At 64.5% G+C, this 16,357-nt stretch carries 18 protein-coding genes and 1 pseudogene; 12 read left to right on the top strand and 7 right to left on the bottom strand.

All coding sequences use genetic code 11. The features are described from left to right. Window positions 1–1,032, top strand: coding sequence for a peptidoglycan -binding protein (locus GN330_RS14805; RefSeq protein WP_156713443.1), 1,032 nt, complete (start codon window positions 1–3; stop codon window positions 1,030–1,032). A 4-nt stretch (window positions 1,033–1,036) separates the two neighbouring features. Here GN330_RS14805 and GN330_RS14810 read toward each other — a convergent pair whose 3' ends face one another. After that, the gene (locus tag GN330_RS14810; RefSeq protein WP_156713444.1) at window positions 1,037–1,390 is read right to left on the bottom strand and encodes a DUF1304 domain-containing protein; all 354 of its coding nucleotides are present in this window, start codon (window positions 1,388–1,390) and stop codon (window positions 1,037–1,039) included. A gap of 161 nt (window positions 1,391–1,551) precedes the next feature. On the opposite strand from GN330_RS14810, the gene GN330_RS14815 reads away from it, so the two are divergent. The 3 genes from GN330_RS14815 (at window position 1,552) to GN330_RS14825 (ending at window position 4,659) form a co-directional block, all read left to right on the top strand. Further along, window positions 1,552–3,207 carry an FAD-binding dehydrogenase gene (locus tag GN330_RS14815; RefSeq protein ID WP_156713445.1) on the top strand — a complete coding sequence of 552 codons (1,656 nt, stop codon included), beginning with the start codon at window positions 1,552–1,554 and terminating at the stop codon, window positions 3,205–3,207. Window positions 3,208–3,231: 24 nt separating this feature from the next. Then, a complete protein-coding gene (locus tag GN330_RS14820) occupies window positions 3,232–3,888 on the top strand; it encodes a GntR family transcriptional regulator (protein ID WP_156713446.1) in 657 nt (218 codons plus the stop codon). Between the two features lie 153 nt (window positions 3,889–4,041). Further along, complete coding sequence (locus tag GN330_RS14825; RefSeq protein WP_156713779.1) at window positions 4,042–4,659, top strand: nitroreductase family protein; 618 nt, start codon at window positions 4,042–4,044, stop codon at window positions 4,657–4,659. Between the two features lie 9 nt (window positions 4,660–4,668). On the opposite strand, the gene GN330_RS14830 is transcribed toward GN330_RS14825, so the two are convergent. Then, the gene (locus GN330_RS14830) at window positions 4,669–6,471 is read right to left on the bottom strand and encodes an ABC transporter transmembrane domain-containing protein (protein ID WP_156713447.1); all 1,803 of its coding nucleotides are present in this window, start codon (window positions 6,469–6,471) and stop codon (window positions 4,669–4,671) included. 191 nt (window positions 6,472–6,662) lie between these two features. Here GN330_RS14830 and rpmE point away from each other — a divergent pair, with 191 nt between their 5' ends. Next, window positions 6,663–6,884: a 50S ribosomal protein L31 gene (gene rpmE / locus GN330_RS14835; protein ID WP_156713448.1), complete on the top strand. Its 222-nt coding sequence runs from the start codon at window positions 6,663–6,665 to the stop codon at window positions 6,882–6,884. A gap of 124 nt (window positions 6,885–7,008) precedes the next feature. Here the strand turns inward: rpmE and GN330_RS14840 are convergent. Together GN330_RS14840 and GN330_RS14845 are read right to left on the bottom strand one after the other, a co-directional pair. Next, a pseudogene (locus GN330_RS14840) lies at window positions 7,009–7,238 on the bottom strand (Rdx family protein). Between the two features lie 51 nt (window positions 7,239–7,289). Beyond that, on the bottom strand, window positions 7,290–8,039 hold the full coding sequence (locus tag GN330_RS14845) for a YebC/PmpR family DNA-binding transcriptional regulator (RefSeq protein ID WP_156713449.1): 750 nt from the start codon (window positions 8,037–8,039) through the stop codon (window positions 7,290–7,292). Between the two features lie 162 nt (window positions 8,040–8,201). Between GN330_RS14845 and GN330_RS14850 the strand changes: the two genes are divergently transcribed. Both GN330_RS14850 and GN330_RS14855 read left to right on the top strand, forming a co-directional pair. After that, on the top strand, window positions 8,202–9,020 hold the full coding sequence (locus tag GN330_RS14850; protein ID WP_156713450.1) for an MBL fold metallo-hydrolase: 819 nt from the start codon (window positions 8,202–8,204) through the stop codon (window positions 9,018–9,020). Next, window positions 9,020–9,589: a tetratricopeptide repeat protein gene (locus tag GN330_RS14855; protein ID WP_156713451.1), complete on the top strand. Its 570-nt coding sequence runs from the start codon at window positions 9,020–9,022 to the stop codon at window positions 9,587–9,589. The genes GN330_RS14850 and GN330_RS14855 overlap by 1 nt, the downstream gene beginning before the upstream one ends. A 48-nt stretch (window positions 9,590–9,637) precedes the next feature. Here GN330_RS14855 and GN330_RS14860 read toward each other — a convergent pair whose 3' ends face one another. Next, window positions 9,638–10,426 carry a TerC family protein gene (locus GN330_RS14860; protein ID WP_156713452.1) on the bottom strand — a complete coding sequence of 263 codons (789 nt, stop codon included), beginning with the start codon at window positions 10,424–10,426 and terminating at the stop codon, window positions 9,638–9,640. A gap of 76 nt (window positions 10,427–10,502) precedes the next feature. Next, window positions 10,503–11,333, bottom strand: a complete 831-nt coding sequence (locus GN330_RS14865) for a TIGR00282 family metallophosphoesterase (protein WP_156713453.1) — start codon at window positions 11,331–11,333, stop codon at window positions 10,503–10,505. 367 nt (window positions 11,334–11,700) lie between these two features. Between GN330_RS14865 and GN330_RS14870 the strand changes: the two genes are divergently transcribed. Then, a complete protein-coding gene (locus GN330_RS14870) occupies window positions 11,701–12,114 on the top strand; it encodes a tellurite resistance TerB family protein (RefSeq protein WP_425487169.1) in 414 nt (137 codons plus the stop codon). 95 nt (window positions 12,115–12,209) lie between these two features. After that, window positions 12,210–13,094, top strand: coding sequence for a sterol desaturase family protein (locus tag GN330_RS14875; RefSeq protein WP_156713454.1), 885 nt, complete (start codon window positions 12,210–12,212; stop codon window positions 13,092–13,094). Here the strand turns inward: GN330_RS14875 and GN330_RS14880 are convergent. Continuing rightward, window positions 13,081–13,914, bottom strand: a complete 834-nt coding sequence (locus GN330_RS14880; protein WP_156713455.1) for an ABC transporter substrate-binding protein — start codon at window positions 13,912–13,914, stop codon at window positions 13,081–13,083. The two genes, GN330_RS14875 and GN330_RS14880, sit on opposite strands and share 14 nt — an antisense overlap. A gap of 170 nt (window positions 13,915–14,084) precedes the next feature. On the opposite strand from GN330_RS14880, the gene GN330_RS14885 reads away from it, so the two are divergent. From GN330_RS14885 to GN330_RS14895, 3 genes are all read left to right on the top strand, one after another. Further along, complete coding sequence (locus GN330_RS14885; protein WP_156713456.1) at window positions 14,085–14,816, top strand: helix-turn-helix transcriptional regulator; 732 nt, start codon at window positions 14,085–14,087, stop codon at window positions 14,814–14,816. A gap of 90 nt (window positions 14,817–14,906) precedes the next feature. After that, window positions 14,907–15,545, top strand: coding sequence for an acyl-homoserine-lactone synthase (locus GN330_RS14890; protein ID WP_156713457.1), 639 nt, complete (start codon window positions 14,907–14,909; stop codon window positions 15,543–15,545). A gap of 62 nt (window positions 15,546–15,607) precedes the next feature. Next, entirely contained in the window at window positions 15,608–16,357 is a 750-nt protein-coding gene (locus GN330_RS14895) for an enoyl-CoA hydratase-related protein (protein WP_156713458.1), read from the top strand.

Here is a 16,357-nt window from a genome sequence, read left to right on the forward strand (position 1 = left end):
ATGGCGCTGGCGCGCGGCCGGCAGCGCAATCGCGGCGTCGACTACTGGCCGGGCTTCGTCGACGCCCTGTCGACGCTGCTGCTCGCCATCATGTTCCTGCTGTCGGTCTTCGTGCTGGCGCAATTCCTGCTCAGCCGCGAAATCACCGGCAAGGACGCGGTCTTGAACCGCCTCAATTCGCAGATCAACGAACTGACCCAGCTTCTCGCCCTGGAACGCTCCAACAATCAGGATTCGGAAGACCAACTCGCCAATTTGCGTGCCTCGCTCGAGGCCACCCAGGCCGAACGCTCGCGGCTGGAGGAGCTGTTGTCCGCCGGCGCCGGCGCCGATCAGGCCGCCGGGGAACGCATCGGCGCGCTGTCTGGCGCGCTCGACCAGGAACGCCGCATCTCGCAGCGCGCGTTGTCGCAGGTCGAGTTGCTCAACCAGCAGATATCGGCTCTGCGCAAGCAGATCGCCGCGCTCGAGGACGCGCTCGAGGTTTCCGAGAAGCGCGACCGCGAATCCAACGTCAAGATCGCCGATCTGGGGCGGCGCCTTAACGTCGCGCTGGCGCAACGCGTGCAGGAACTCAACCGCTACCGCTCCGATTTCTTCGGCCGGCTGCGCGAGATCCTGTCCGACCGCGAAAATATCCGCATCGTCGGCGATCGTTTCGTGTTCCAGTCGGAGGTTCTGTTTCCGTCGGGGGCAGAGGTGATCAACGAGGCCGGGCGCGTGGAGATGAAAAAACTCGCCGACGCCATCCTCGATCTGCAACGGGAAATCCCGCCGGAGATCAACTGGGTGCTGCGCGTCGACGGCCATACCGACAATGTGCCGCTGTCGGGCACCGGGCGGTATCGCGACAATTGGGAACTTTCCTCGGCGCGCGCGACCTCGGTGGTGAAGTTCCTGATCGAAAACGGTGTCCCGGCCAACCGTCTGGTCGCCGCCGGCTTCGGCGAATTCCAGCCGCTCGAGGAAGGCGACACGCCGGACGTGCGTGCCCGCAACCGGCGTATCGAACTCAAACTGACCGAGCGTTAGTGCCCTACCAGCCGGCGACAAGCGCCAACAGCGCCAATGCGCCCGGGATCGCCTGCACGAACAGGATCTTGCGCGACACGGTCGCCGCGCCGGCCAGGCCCGCGATCACCACGCAGCCAAGAAAAAACGCCTTGATGGCGAACCCGTCGCCTCCCAGCCACAGTCCCCAGGCGAGGCCGGCGGCCAAAAAGCCGTTGTAGAGGCCCTGGTTCATTGCCAGCGCCTTGGACTGGGCGGAAAATTCGGCCGTCGTGCCGAATACCTTGCGGCCGGCGGGCGTGTCCCACACGACCATCTCGAGATAGAGGAAATAGAGGTGAAGCAAGGCCACAAGGCCGGTCAGCGCGGTTGCAATCATCGTCGGCGGTCCGTTGTTGGCGAAAGGTCCGCACCAAGCCTAGGCCGATTGGCTGCGAATGGAAGCGCTACAGCAAGGGCGGCAGCGGCATGATTGTAAGGCGGCGCAAATCGCCTACGATGATGTCAAGGAACGGCGCGGCGGGAAGGGAAGGCAGCGATATGGCGACGGATGCGGATGCGATTATCGTCGGCGGCGGATTGGCCGGGCTGGTGGCCGCGGCGGAGATCGCCGATGCCGGCAAGCGCGTCATCGTCCTCGACCAAGAGGGCGAGACCTCGCTCGGCGGTCAGGCCTTCTGGTCGCTCGGCGGCCTGTTTTTCGTCGACAGTCCCGAACAACGCCGGCTGCGCATCAAAGACAGCCGCGACCTTGCCATGCACGATTGGCTCGGCTCGGCGCAGTTCGACCGGCCGCACGATCACTGGCCGCGACGGTGGGCGCAGGCCTATGTTGATTTCGCCGCCGGCGAAATGCGGTCGTGGCTGCACGCCATGGGCATGCGCTGGTTTCCCGTCGTCGGCTGGGCCGAGCGTGGCGGCGGCTTTGCCGACGGCCACGGCAATTCCGTGCCACGTTTCCACATCACCTGGGGAACCGGGCCCGGCGTGCTCGAACCGTTCGTGCGCCGCGTGCGTGCACATGCCGCCGAAGGCCGGATCGTACTGAAATTCCGCCACCGGGTCAGCCGCCTGGTCAGAACCGATGGCAGGGTCACCGGTGCGGCCGGCGAAATCCTCGAACCCTCAAGCGTCGAACGCGGCGAGCGGTCGGGCCGGGCCGCCGTCGGCGAGTTCGAGCTCGCCGCAGGCGCCGTCGTGGTGGCGAGCGGCGGCATCGGCGGCGATTTCGACCTGGTGCGCAAGAACTGGCCGGTGGAGCGGCTTGGACTGCCACCGGTCACCATGGTCGCAGGCGTGCCGCATCATGTCGATGGCCGCATGATCGCGATCACCAGGGATGCCGGTGGCGCCGTTATCAATGCCGACCGGATGTGGCACTATACGGAGGGGGTGAAGAACTGGTCGCCGATCTGGCCGAACCATGGCATCCGCATCCTGCCCGGCCCGTCCTCGTTGTGGCTCGACGCCACCGGTAACCGCCTGCCCGCGCCCTGCCTGCCGGGCTTCGACACGCTCGCGACCCTGAGGCACATCCTTTCGACCGGGCACGACTATTCCTGGTTCATCCTGACCCAGAAGATCATCAAGAAGGAATTCGCGCTCTCCGGCTCCGAACAGAATCCCGACTTCACCGCCAAGAGCTGGCGCGCGGTGCTGAAAAGCCGGCGCGGGGCCGGGGCGCCGCCGCCTGTCGAGGCCTTCAAGGAAAAGGGCGAGGATTTCATCGTGCGCGACACGCTCGCCGAGCTGGTCGAGGCGATGAATGCGCTCACCGATGAAAAACTGCTCGATCATGACCGCATCAAGGCCCAGATCGAGGCCCGCGACTGCCAGATCGACAACCCGTTCTCCAAGGATGCCCAAATCACCGCCATCCGTGGCGCCCGCGCCTATCTCGGCGACAAGCTGATCCGCACCGCCGCGCCGCACAAGATGCTCGATCCGAAGAACGGCCCGCTGATCGCCGTGCGCCTGCACGTGCTGACCCGCAAATCGCTCGGCGGGCTGCATACCGATCTCGAAAGCCGCGTGCTCGACAGTGCCGGCAACCCGGTTCCAGGCCTGTACGCGGCCGGCGAGGTCGCCGGTTTCGGCGGCGGCGGATATCACGGCTACAACGCGCTCGAAGGCACTTTTCTCGGCGGCTGCATCTTTTCCGGCCGCGCGGCCGGGCGCCACATCGCCGCTTCCTGACCCTGTTTCGGAAACCTAACGCGCATGACCATCAACGCCTCTTCCACGGTCGAGCAAATCGCCGCCCACGTCACTGCGGCTGTCCGCGCCGGCCAGCTCGCGCCCGGTCAGCGGCTGACCGAAGCTGAGTTTTCCGCCCGTCTCGGCGTATCGCGTTCCTCCGTGCGCGAGGCCTTCAGCCGGCTGACCGCGGACGGGCTGCTTGCGCTTGCCCCGCATCGCGGCGTCACCGTTCGCCGGCTGACCCGTGGCGAGGTCGACAACCTGTTCGCGGTGCGCGGCGCGCTCGAGGCGCTGGCCGTGCGCTTGGCAACGCCGGCTCTCAGCGCAGCGCCGGCGCGGCTTGCAGCCTTGCGCCGCGACATGGACGCGGCCGCCGAGGCCAACGACATGAACGGTTTTTCCGACCTCAATGCGCGGTTTCACGCGCTTTTCACCGAAACCGCCGGCAACGACCTGCTCGGCGACACGCTCGCAAGGCTGTCGAACTCGATCTACTGGCTGCAGTTCAGGGTGATGGTCGACCGAAGCGCCGTCTTCCGGACCAACCGCGAACATGTCCGCATTGCCGATGCGGTTCTGGCCGGTGACGCGGCCGGCGCGCAAGCGGCGATGCTTGCCCATGTCGAGACCGCACGCCGGCTGATCCAATCGCTGGACGATGATCATTTCGCGCCCTGATACGCCCGGGATGATCTGGCTTGACGCCGCGATAATTGTCTGACAATATCGTCAGACAATTATCGCAAGGTGGAGTGGATCGTGGAAAAAACCCAGACCAGGGAATATCAGCCCGTCCCCTTGCCGGACTATCGCGAGTTGGCCGTCGAGGAGATGCGCGCCCGCGCCAAGGCCTTTTATGACGAGATCCGCACCCGCCACACCGTGCGCGATTTCTCCCCGCGCCCCGTACCACGCGACATCATCGAAACCTGCATCCGCGCCGCCGGTACCGCGCCCAACGGCGCCAACCACCAGCCCTGGCATTTCGCCGTGATCGGCGATCCCGCGCTCAAGAAGCGCATCCGCGAAGCCGCGGAAGTCGAGGAGCAGGCCTTTTACGCCGGCCGGGGCGGCGCGGAATGGCTGGCGGCCCTCGCTCCGCTTGGCACGGATGCCGAAAAACCCTTCCTGGAGGAGGCGCCGTGGCTGATCTGCATTTTCGGCGAGCGGCGTAGCCGCTCGGCCGACGGCGTCAGGCGCAAGAACTATTATGTGCCGGAATCGGTCTCGATCGCGACCGGGTTTCTGATCGCGGCCCTGCACCGTGCCGGGCTGGCGACACTGACCCATACGCCCAACCCGATGAGTTTCCTCAACGAATTGTGCGGCCGCGACCCGCACGACAAACCCTATATCCTGATGGTCGTGGGCTTTCCGAAGGACGACGCGACGATCCCCGCCCATGCCATGGACAAAAAGCCGATCGAGGAGATCGCAACCTTTCTGTGATCCGCAACGTCACTCCGCCGCGCGGCGCAACGCCCCCGCGCCCGTCTCGAATTGCAGCCGGGCAAGCCTGGCATAGACGCCATCCAGCGCAACCAGGCTGGCATGCGTGCCTTCCTCCACGATCCGGCCCTCGTCGATCACCAGGATGCGGTCGGCCTTGAGAACAGTCGCCAGCCGGTGCGCGATGACGATCGTGGTGCGGCCTTCCATCAGCCGCTCCAGCGCCTCCTGCACCAGTGTCTCGCTTTCGGCGTCAAGCGCCGACGTCGCCTCGTCGAGAAGCAGGATCGGCGCGTCACGCAGGATGGCGCGCGCGATCGCCACGCGCTGCCGCTGCCCGCCCGACAAGGTCACGCCGCGCTCGCCGACCGGCGTGTCGTAGCCTTTTTCGAGCTTGCCGATGAACTCGTCCGCATGGGCGTCGCGCGCCGCAGCCAGAATATCCGGCTCGGATGCGCCGGGACGGCCGAAGGCAATGTTGTCGCGCACGGAGGCGGCGAAGATCGTCAGATCCTGCGGCACCAGCGCGATGTGGCGGCGCGCGGTGCGCGCATCGGTTCGGGCAAGATCCACACCGTCGATCAGCACGGCCCCTTGCTGCGGGTCGTAGAACCGCAGGAGCAACGAGATGATCGTGCTTTTGCCGGCGCCCGACGGCCCGACAATCGCTACCGTCTCGCCCGGGCTGACTTCGAAGGACAGGCCGTGCAGCGCCGACTGTTCCGGCCGCGATGGATAGGCGAAGGCGACTGTGTCGAACGTCACCTGGCCGCGGATCGGTTCGGGCAGGGCAAGCGGCGAGGCCGGCGTGCGGATGCTCGATTCTTCGACCAGCAATTCGGTAAGCCGCTCGGCCGCGCCGGCCGCCTGGCTGAGCTCGCCCCAGACCTCCGAAAGCGCGCCGAGCGCGCCGGCCGCGAACACCGAATAAAGCAGGAACTGGCCGAGCGTGCCCGGCGATATCGTGCCTTCGAGCACGTCGCGCGAGCCCATCCACAACACCGCCACCACCGACGAAAACACCATGAAGATGGCAAAGAAGGTCAGGAAGGAACGTGCGAAGATCGAGGATTGGGCGGCGCGGAAGGCGTTTTCGACCGCAGCCGCGAATTTGCGTGCCACATGGTTCTCATTGGTGAACGCCTGCAGCGTGCGCACCGCGCCGATCTGTTCGCTGGCGAAGGCGGTCGCCTCGGCGAGCATGTCCTGAGCGGCGCGGGACTTGCGCCGCACGGCGCGGCCGAAGGCGACGATCGGCACCACGATCACCGGGATCGCGCCGATCACCAACAGCGACAGCTTCGGGCTGGTCACCACCATCATGCCGAGTGCGCCGACCCCCAGAATGGTGTTGCGCAGCGCAAGCGACGCCGTCGCGCCTACGGCGGACTTGATCTGCGTTGTGTCGGCCGTCAGCCTGGATACGATTTCGCCCGACTGCACCGTGTCGAAAAAGCCCGGTGACAGCGTGGTGACATGGGTGAAGACGTCGCGGCGCAGATCGGCAACGACACGCTCGCCGAGCGAGATGACGAAATAATATCGGCACGCGGAGGCGAGCGCGAGCACCGCCGCGATCACGATCAGCATGGTGAAATAATTCGCGATGAAGACGGAATCGGCACCGGAAAAACCATGATCGACCATGCGGCGCACGGCCAGCGGCAGGGTCAGCGTCGTTGCCGCGGCCAACACCAGGAAGACGACGGCGCCGGCGACGAGCCGGGGATAGCGCTTCAGATAGGGAAACAGCGTCGCCAGCGGCCGGAGCGAACGCCTGCGCTTTTCGGTCTCGTCCGGCGATTGTGCCATTCGCGCTTCTCCTGACGGCGGCGTCCCGCGGCCCGGCGGTACGGTCTTGTGATTCCGGGGCGGCTGATGTATAGGCCGCGCAGGATTTGGCGAAGCCGTAGCCGTGAATGGCCGCGGCTTCAAGTTTTACAGACCAGGCGCATCGCCGCAGGCGGCCGGCACCAGCGCCGTTGAAGACCAGGACGAGATCGATGAAAGCGAAAATCCACCCCGACTACCACACCATCAAGGTCGTGATGACCGATGGCACCGAATACATGACCCGTTCGACCTGGGGCAAAGAGGGCGACACGCTCAACCTCGACATCGACCCCAACACCCATCCGGCCTGGACCGGTGGCCAGCAGCATCTCATGGACCGCGGCGGACGCCTGTCGAAGTTCAAGAAGCGCTACGAGGGCCTCGGCCTCTAAGACGAACCAACGTCATGTGGCTTCGAAAAACCCCGCTTCGGCGGGGTTTTCTTTTGGCGTTCCGTCGGTGACGGCCGATCTCGTTATCGCGCGGCGCGGCGACTGTCGCCAAGCCTGGAGGCGCTCAGCGCGACCGGTCGGCATGGCCCAGATCGCGCTCCGGCCAGACTGCGTCGCGCACGCGCCGCTCAGTATCTTCGCCTCTGGAAAGCCGCTGTCGCGCACCTGATCCCAGATCGTCCCGCCGTTGAGCGTGATCGCGAAAATGCCGCCGGTGCCCGGCACCAGCGTCACTTCGCCCAGGTTGGCCCCGAAGGTCGGCAGCAATTCCTGCGCCATCCAGGGCGCACGCAAGAGCCATGGCTCTTGCGTGCAATGAACGGTGCCGACGGTGCGCTTGCGGCTCTAGGCAGCGCTCAATTTAGCCAACGTTTCGTCGTCGACCTCGAAATTGGCGTAGACGTTCTGCACGTCGTCGTCGTCCTCGAGCACGCCGATCAGCTTCATCAGCGACTGCGCCCGTTCCTCGTCCACCGGCACGCCGTTTTGCGGTTTCCAGATCGTCTTGACCGATTCGGGCTCGCCCAGCGCCGCCTCGAGCGCCTTGGAAACGTCGCCGATATCCTCGAACGCGCACAATATGGTGTGACCGTGCTCGTCGGACTGGATGTCCTCCGCGCCCGCCTCGATCGCGGCCTCCATTACCGTGTCTGGGTCACCCGCCGCGGCCGGATAGACGATCTCGCCGACCCGGTCCCACATGAAGGCGACCGAACCGGTCTCGCCGAGCGAGCCGCCTGCCTTGGTGAAGGCGGCGCGCACATTGGAGGCGGAACGGTTGCGGTTGTCGGTCAGCGCCTCGACGATCACCGCCACCCCGCCGGGACCGTAGCCCTCGTAGCGGACTTCCTCGTAACTTTCCGAATCGCCGCCCGCCGCCTTGTTGACAGCACGCTGGATGTTGTCCTTGGGCATGGACTGGGCCTTGGCGTTCTGGATCGCCAGCCTCAGCCGCGGGTTCATGTCCGGATCGGGCATGCCCTGTTTGGCCGCGACCGTGATCTCACGCGCGAGCTTGGAAAACATCTTGGAGCGGGCGGCGTCCTGCCGCCCCTTGCGGTGCATGATGTTCTTGAACTGTGAATGGCCGGCCATGGCACCTCTTGTCGTCAAATCATGGGGATTTGGCGCGCTTTATAAATATTTCGCCGCACGAGGTCCAGAAGCGCGACGTCGAACGCTCGCGAAATCGTGACTACGCGACCGAGCGCGGCCATGCGCTAATAAGCGTCGAACGCGGACGGAAAGGAGCCTGGCATGAGCCTTCTTCTGCGCTTGATCGCGACCGTGCTGGTCATCGCGGCGGCTACGCTCGGCGCCGCCGCGCAGGATCGCGCGCCCGTTTCCTCGCGGTGCCTGGCCGTGGCCGAAGCCCTGCCCAGGGTGATATTCACCAGTGTCACGCCCGCCGGCTCGACGGTATCGGCCGAAGACGTGACCATCACCTATGCCGGCCATTCCACCTACATCATCGAGACGCCCGGCGGCGTACGCATCGCAACCGATTTCTCCGGCGCATACGGCCGTGACCCGCTGCCCCGTGTCGCGACCATGAACAAAGCGCACCGGACCCATTTCACTCCTTCGCCCGACCCCGGGATCGAATATGTCCTGCCCGGCTGGAACCCCGACGGGGACGGCCCGGCCCGGCATGCGCTGGTTGTCGACGACGTCTATATCCGCAACGTGCCGACCGACATCCGCCGGTTCGGCACGATGGAACGGGACGGCAACTCGATCTTCATCTTCGAGGTCGCCGATTTGTGCATCGGCCATCTCGGCCATCTCCACCACGATCTGACAGACGCCCATTATGCCGCCATCGGCCGGCTCGACATCGTCATGGTGCCGGTCGATGGCGGCATGACGCAATCGCTCGTCAATATGAGCGAAATCGCCAGGCGGCTTTATTCTTCGATCGTGCTGCCCATGCACCGCCATTCCACGCCGATCGGCGAATTCCTGTCGATGATGGGTGAGAATTTCGCCGTCGATTTTTCCAGCGAGCGCGGCTTCACCGTCTCTCTGGCCAGCCTGCCGCGACGGCCGACCATCCTGGTCCTGGACGGGGTGTGATGAACGTCCTGATTGCGCTTTGTCTGGCGCTCATGCTTGCGAGCGGCCCGGCCGTCACGCAAGATCAGGGCGATGTGCCGGCCTTGCGCGCACGCCTGTTCGCCGAACTCAAGGCCGCGCCCTCGCAAGCCAGGGGCCGGGCCGTCGAGGACGCCATCTGGCGCATGTGGATGGCGCAGGCGCCGAATGAGGCGATCCGCAGCGACGTCGCCGATGCCATGGCCGCGCGCGAGCGCCATGAGTTAGGCCGAGCGCTCGACCTGCTCGACGGCGTCGTCGTTGCCGCGCCCGATTACGCGGAGGGCTGGAACCAGCGCGCCTTCATTCACTTCCTCAAGGGCAATCCCGACGAAGCGCTGGCTGACATCGACCGCGCGCTCGCGCTCGAGCCGAAACATTTCGGCGCCCTGTCAGGCAAAGCGATCGTCTTGATGAGCCAGGGCCGCATGAAACTCGCTCAACAGGCCCTGCGCCGGGCAGTCGACATCCACCCCTGGCTGAAGGAGCGTTCATTGCTCCTACCGGAAGACGCCGACACGCCACCGCCTCCGGCCGGCGACGACATCTGACCCGGCCGGATCTAGGAACGACCGACCTCCAGCCGAGGATAAGCGGCCTTATACGCCGCTCCGCTCATCAATAGCGGAGGCCGCCTTTTGCCGCTGGCGTTTGCGCCGCGCCAGCATATTGAGCGCCTCGACCAACGCCGAAAAGCCCATGGCGGCATAGATGTAGCCTTTCGGCACGTGGAAGCCGAAGCCGTCGGCGATCAGCGTCGTACCGATCATCAGCAGGAAGCCGAGCGCCAGCATGACGATGGTCGGATTCTTGGCGATGAAGCGCGACAGCGGCTCGGCGGCGATCAGCATCACCGTCACCGCGCAGATGACGGCGATATACATGATCGCGATCTCGTCGGTCATGCCGACGGCGGTGATGATCGAATCGATCGAGAAAACCAGGTCGAGCAGCAGGATCTGGAAGATCGCCGCACCGATACCCAGTGTCACGGCCCGGCCGACGATTTCGTCCTTGGGGTCTTCGGGATCGACGGAATGGTGAATTTCCTTGGTCGCTTTCCAGACCAGGAACAGGCCGCCTGCGATCAGGATCAGGTCGCGCCAGGAAAAGCCGTGATCGAAGGCGGTGAAGACCGGCGTCGTGAGTTGGACGATGAAGGAGATCGTGGCCAACAGCACCAGCCGCAGCACCAAAGCGGCGCCGATGCCGATCCGACGCGCGTTTTTCTGCTGCTCGACGGGCAGCTTGTTGGTCAGGATCGAGATGAAGATCAGATTGTCGATGCCGAGAACGACTTCAAGCACGATCAGTGTTGCAAGCGCGATCCACGCGGTCGGGTCGTTGAGCCAGACAAAGTGCGGCGCCAGAAAATCCATCAGTGCCATACGAGCGTCCCTTGGCGGTTCGGTTGAAAATTGTCGGCGTGGCGGTCGGAATCAAATAACGTGGCGCCGCGCGGCGTCAACCTTCGTTCCAAAAGGCGGGGACCGTCTCCTCCAGGCGCGGTCCGAGCCTGAGCGGTGCGACTTTTTCGGCGAGACCGGTGCGGTCGGAGATCTCGACGCCCAGCCCGCAGACCGTCGCCGGCCCGGCCGCGGCCTCGAACCGCCCCTTGGGAACCTTGTACAAAAACCGGTTGAGCGGCTCTTCCTTGTCCATGCCGAGCGAGGAATCGTAATCGCCGCACATGCCCGCATCCGACATGAACGCAGTGCCGCCATTGAGGATCTGGTGGTCCGCGGTCGGATGGTGGGTGTGGGTGCCCACGACGAGGCTCGCCCGCCCGTCGACGAAATGGGCGAAACACATCTTTTCGCTGGTCGCCTCGGCGTGGAAATCGATGACGACGGCGTCCGCCTGTTCGCCCAGCGGACAGGCGGCGAGCTCGCGCTCGGCCGCCTGGAACGGATCGTCGAGTTCGGGATGCATGAAAACCCGGCCCATAATGTTGGCGACCATTACCCGCGCACCATTTTTGGCGACGAAGACGCCGGAACCGCGCCCCGGCGTGCCGCCGGGAAAATTGGCGGGACGCAGGAACCGTTCCTCGCGTGGCGCGAACTCCAGCGCCTCGCGCTGGTCCCACACATGATTGCCGGTGGTCACGACATCGGCGCCGGCCTCTAGCGTCGTCCTGAAGATGTCTTCGGTGATGCCGAAACCGCCGGCGGCGTTTTCGCCGTTGACGATCACGAAATCGAGCCGGAAATCGGAAATCAGGCCGGGCAGGCGTTGCCACACCGCCGTGCGCCCGGTCCGCCCCACCATGTCGCCGAGAAAAAGAAGCCTCATTAGGCCGGATACCTGCTTACGTCGCGCGATGCCGGCGAAGGGTCACGACCCGATCACCGGCGATGAACCTTCATCTAGAGACGTTCACCGTTGAATGGAAGCAGTTTGGCGGAATGGATTTTTCGGTCCGGCTAGAAGAAATCCGCCGCGCGATATGGATATCGGACAAGGATTTCGACACGGTTGGAGCGGAAAAGCCGTCCGCGCCGGAAAGGCGGCAGGGTCTTGTTTCCGCTCATCCAACTGCGATCGCCCGGCCTTGGTCTTTCGTGTCCGCGAGCAGCGTCAATAGTGGGACACATTTTTCCTTGCGGTGCAGCATGCGGCTTCCTACCTTGCACCGGACCTTGCCGGACGGAGTTTTGCGGTGATCAAGCCAGAAAGCGTGCAGGAAGCCCTGATCCACATCATGGTTGTGGTATCGGCCTCCGACAGCAACATGACCGACCGCGAACTGGCCAAGATGGGCAGTGTCGTGCGCACCATGCCGGTCTTCGCCAGCTTCGATCCGGACGCTTTGCTGGACGTGGCCAAGAAGAGCCAGGCGGTTCTGCAACAGGAGGGCGCGCTCAACGCCATCCTCGCCTCGATCGTGGAGGTGGTGCCGGTGCGCCTGCACGACACCGCCTATGCAATCGCCGTCGAGATCGCCGCGGCCGATCTGCATGTGCGGCCCGAGGAACTTCGCATCCTGCAATTGCTGCGCGCCCAGCTTGGCGTCGACACGCTGACGGCGGCGGCGATCGAACGGGCGGCGGTCGTGCGCCATCGCACCGTCTGATCGCACGCAAGAGCGCGCTCACCGCGTGTTGATTGGCGTTTGCCATTGCGCGGTGGCACTGACGGCCTGAGCGATCGAAAGCCGGTGGTGGAAATATGCAGGAGTTCGAGATATCCGAGGCGGCCGCGCGCCTGACCGCCTTTCTTGCCATATTCGGCGCCATGGCCGCGTTCGAATTGTGGTCGCCCCGGCTCGAACGGGCCGAGATGGTGGGCGCGTTCAAGGCGCGGCGCTGGTTCACCAATCTATCGATGGTGCTGATCTCGTCGATCCTGCTGCGGTTGATCTTTCCGGCGGCCGCCGTCGGAGCGGCCGTGTGGGCGGAAAGCCGCGGCTGGGGTGTGTTGCGCCGTTTCGACCTCGATCCGCGCCTTGCCGGGCTTGTCGGCTTCGTCCTGCTCGACTTCGCCGTCTGGCTGGAGCATGTCGCCAGCCACAAGATACCGCTATTGTGGCGCATCCACAGGATGCATCATGCCGATACCGGCTTCGACGTGACCACCGGCCTGCGCTTCCACCCGCTGGAAATCCTGCTTTCCATGGTCTGGAAGGCCGCTGTCGTGGTCGCGCTCGGACCGCCGGTGCTTGCGGTTCTGGTGTTCGAGATCGTGCTCAACGGAACCTCGATGTTCAACCATTCCAACGCCAGGCTGCCGCTTGCCATCGATCGGCTTTTGCGCCGCGTGCTGGTCACGCCCGATATGCACCGGGTCCACCATTCCTCGGTCCGCGCCGAGACCGACTCCAATTACGGTTTCAACTTTCCGTTCTGGGACCGGCTGTTTCGCACCTATCGCGACCAGCCGCGCCTCGGTCACGACGAAATGGAAATCGGGCTGCCGGATTTTCGCGGCGACGCGCCGTCCCGCCTCGTATGGGCGCTGTCGCTGCCGTTCCGCGCGATGCGGTTTGCCGGCGCCAACCCGCCGGAGCCGGCCAAAGAGGAACGGTTGGAAACTACCGGGCCTAAAAGAAGCTGACCGGGAAATAGCGCAGATAAAGTTCCGCGAAGGTGCCGTTGGCGTTGATCTCGTGCAGCGCATAGTCAAAGGCGGCAGCGAGTTCGGGCATGCCGCGCCGTGTCGCGATCGCCATGCCGGGGCCGAGATAGGCCGGTAGCAGGTAGGGACCGCCGACGAAGCGGCAGCACGTTTGCGATTCGGAGCCGGAAAGCCAGAAGGACAGTGCCATGCCGTCGGCGAACGCCGCATCGGTTTTGCCTTGGCGCACATCGTCCAGCATCCAGTCGGAGCGCGAATAGATCACCGGGCGCAGATCGGGAAACAGCTCGCGCAGTATCTTTTCATGGACACTCCCGCCGCGCACGCCGACGCGCTTGGCAGCCAGCGTTTCGTGCAGGGGTTCGGCGACGGTTTTGTCCTTCGCCGCCACAAAACGGGCCGGCAGTCGCAGATAAGGCCGCGAGAACGCGTAGCGCCGGCGGCTCTCGGTGGTCACCGCCAGGCCGGCCAGAATCGCCTCGCCCTGGCCGGCCTCCAGGGCGCTGGACAGTTCATCCCAGGGCAGCGCCTGGATCTGGCATAGCTCCTCGAGCGACAATTCCGCGCAGATCGCGCGGGCGAGATCGACGTGAAAGCCGCTGAGACGCCCGTTGCGGTCGAGAAAATTGAAGGGCGGAAAATCGATCGTAGTCAGGAAACGCAGGCGCGGGAGCTCGCCGATTTCCGGCTTCGACAGTCTTTCGCGCGTATCCCAGAGATTGGGAATGACGGGCTCGGCGATCGCCGGGTTCGCCGCCAGAGCCAGATAGAGGAACAAGGTGCACAGGGCTCTCAGCATGCGTAAATTCCCAACCGCCAGGTGCCATGGCTAGCACGTGAAAGCGTAGTTTTCACCCTCCCGTGTCGTGGCCCAACCGTTTGTCGGTTTTGCAACCATCGGTTAATAGATCGAAAATTCGCACACGTTATAGTGCGTTGCGATTCCAATCCGGCCATTTGGGGTCAAGAATGGGGCAGTTCGACGATACACTGCAATTTATCGAAGAGTTGGATCGGGCTGAAACGCCGGAAACAGTGTGCCGGCAGCTGCTCGAGCTGACGCGCGGTTTCGGCCTGACCGCGATCATGGCCGGCACCGTGCCGCGCCCGGGAACGCCCAAGGGCAAGCAGAAAAGCCATGTCATGCTGTGCGATTGGCCGCAGGACTGGCTTGAGCGCTACGTTGCGCGCAATTATGTCGACCAGGATCCGGTCGTCACCTATATCAAACGCTCCCCGACAATGGTGAATTGGCGCAGCGCCACCAGCGAACTGCAAGCCGGCAAGACTGCCCGTCAGGTCATGGGCGATGCCGGAGAGTTCAAACTCAAGGACGGGTTCGCCTTTCCGCTGATCACCATCGAGGGCACGATCGTCATGGTTTCCCTCGGCGGCGAGGCCGTCGATATCTCCCCTGAAGGGGTGGGGGTTGTGTCCCTGGCTTCCACCTATGCGATCGGGCGCGCCATGCAATTGCAAAACGCCCAGGCGATATTCGATCAGCGGCCCGATCTGACCCCACGCGAAACCGAGTGCCTGAAATGGGCCGCGGAGGGAAAGTCGGAGTGGGAGATTTCCCAGATTCTCGGAATTTCCGAACATACGTCCGAAAAGCATTTGCTCAATGCCAAGCGGAAATTGGGCGCGGCCAACCGCGTGCACGCCGTCGCCGAAGCCATCCGCCACGGTTACATTTCCTGACCGCGCGATCGCGTAGGGCATTACGTGATCACGTAATGTTCGCTCCCTCGACTCGTCGTAAGTTTTTCTCTCCATCCACAGGAGGGAAACATGATCTACGCACTGACGACGAACGAGTTGGCCGCCCGGCCCGATCTGTGGGACGAGGTTCGCCGGCTAAGACACAAGATCTTTGTCGAGGAGATGGGTTGGGACGATCTTCGCAGTCCCGACAGCCGCGAGAGTGACCAGTTCGACCACGATGAAGCGGTCCATCATCTGTGCATGCGCAATGGCCGGCTCGCCGGGTACCAGCGCATGCTGCCGACCACGCGCCCGCATCTGCTGACCGACGTTCTGTCCGACCTTTGCGAGGGCGAGGGGCCGAAGGGCTCCAACGTCTTCGAACTGACCCGCTACGCCGTCGCCCACGCGCATCGGGACGGCCGGCGCGGCGTGTCCACAGTCGGCAGCGAGCTGATCGCCGGCTTCGTCGAATGGGGGCTGGAACGCGGCGTCGACCAGGTCATCATCGAGTTCGAGCCGATGTGGGTGCTGCGCGCTCTGCAACTCAGCTTTCTGGCGCGCCCGCTCGGCTATCAACGGACCTATGGCCGCCAGCAGGTTGTCGCGACATTGCTGACCTTCAACGAACAGACGCTCGACGTGGTTCGAGGCCGCCGCAGTCATCACGCGCCGGTTCTGAGCCGCGGCATGCCGGAGGACGAGGTCTTTCGGCGCGCGTCCTGACATCAGATGGGACGCCGCGAACCGGCAACGGTCGCGCGGCCATGGACGATGGGAGATAAATCATGGACGACAAACATGTCATCGAATTCGGCAATCACACCCTCGCGCTGACGCTGTCGGGCGCGGACGGCCGCCCCGTGCTCGATCATCGGGCCTATCTGAGGTTGGCGCAGGCTCTGCGCGACGCGGCGGCGCGCGACGACGTCCGCGTGGTGGTCCTGCGCGGCCTTTCGGGGTGCTTTTGCCTCGGCGGGGATCTTTCGGAATTCCTCGACGCGGACAAGCATCAATCCCTGATCGGGGCGGTAACCGACATGTTTCGCATGCTGGCGACCTTTCCCAAGCCCATACTGGCCTGCGTCGACGGCGACGCGGTCGGCGTGGGGTGCACGGTGCTTTTCCATTGCGATCTAGTCTTTGCCTCGGCCCAGAGCACGTTTCGGGTGCCGTTCGTCGATTTCGGCCTTGTGCCCGACGCGGCGACCAGCATTCTCGCGCCTGAAAAACTGGGATATGCCAACGCCTTCCGCTTCTTCTGCCTCGGCGAAACGCTGGACGCCAAAAAGGCCCATGCGCTCGGCTTGGTGACCGACCTGCTGGAAGCGGAAAAACCGGAGGCTGCCGCTGCCCGGGTCGCCTGGCAACTGGCGAAGAAGCCGGCTCGGGCGCTTGCGCAGACGCGGGGTCTGCTGAAGGGCGACACCGCCCAGCTCTGCGCGCGCATCGACCGGGAGGTCTCGCTGTTTCACGACGCCTTACAGGATGAAGCGACGCTGCGCAGGCTCAAGCGGATTGCGCGCATGGCCGCCTGA

This window comes from Nitratireductor arenosus, from assembly GCF_009742725.1.
GTDB lineage: Bacteria > Pseudomonadota > Alphaproteobacteria > Rhizobiales > Rhizobiaceae > Mangrovimarina > Mangrovimarina arenosa.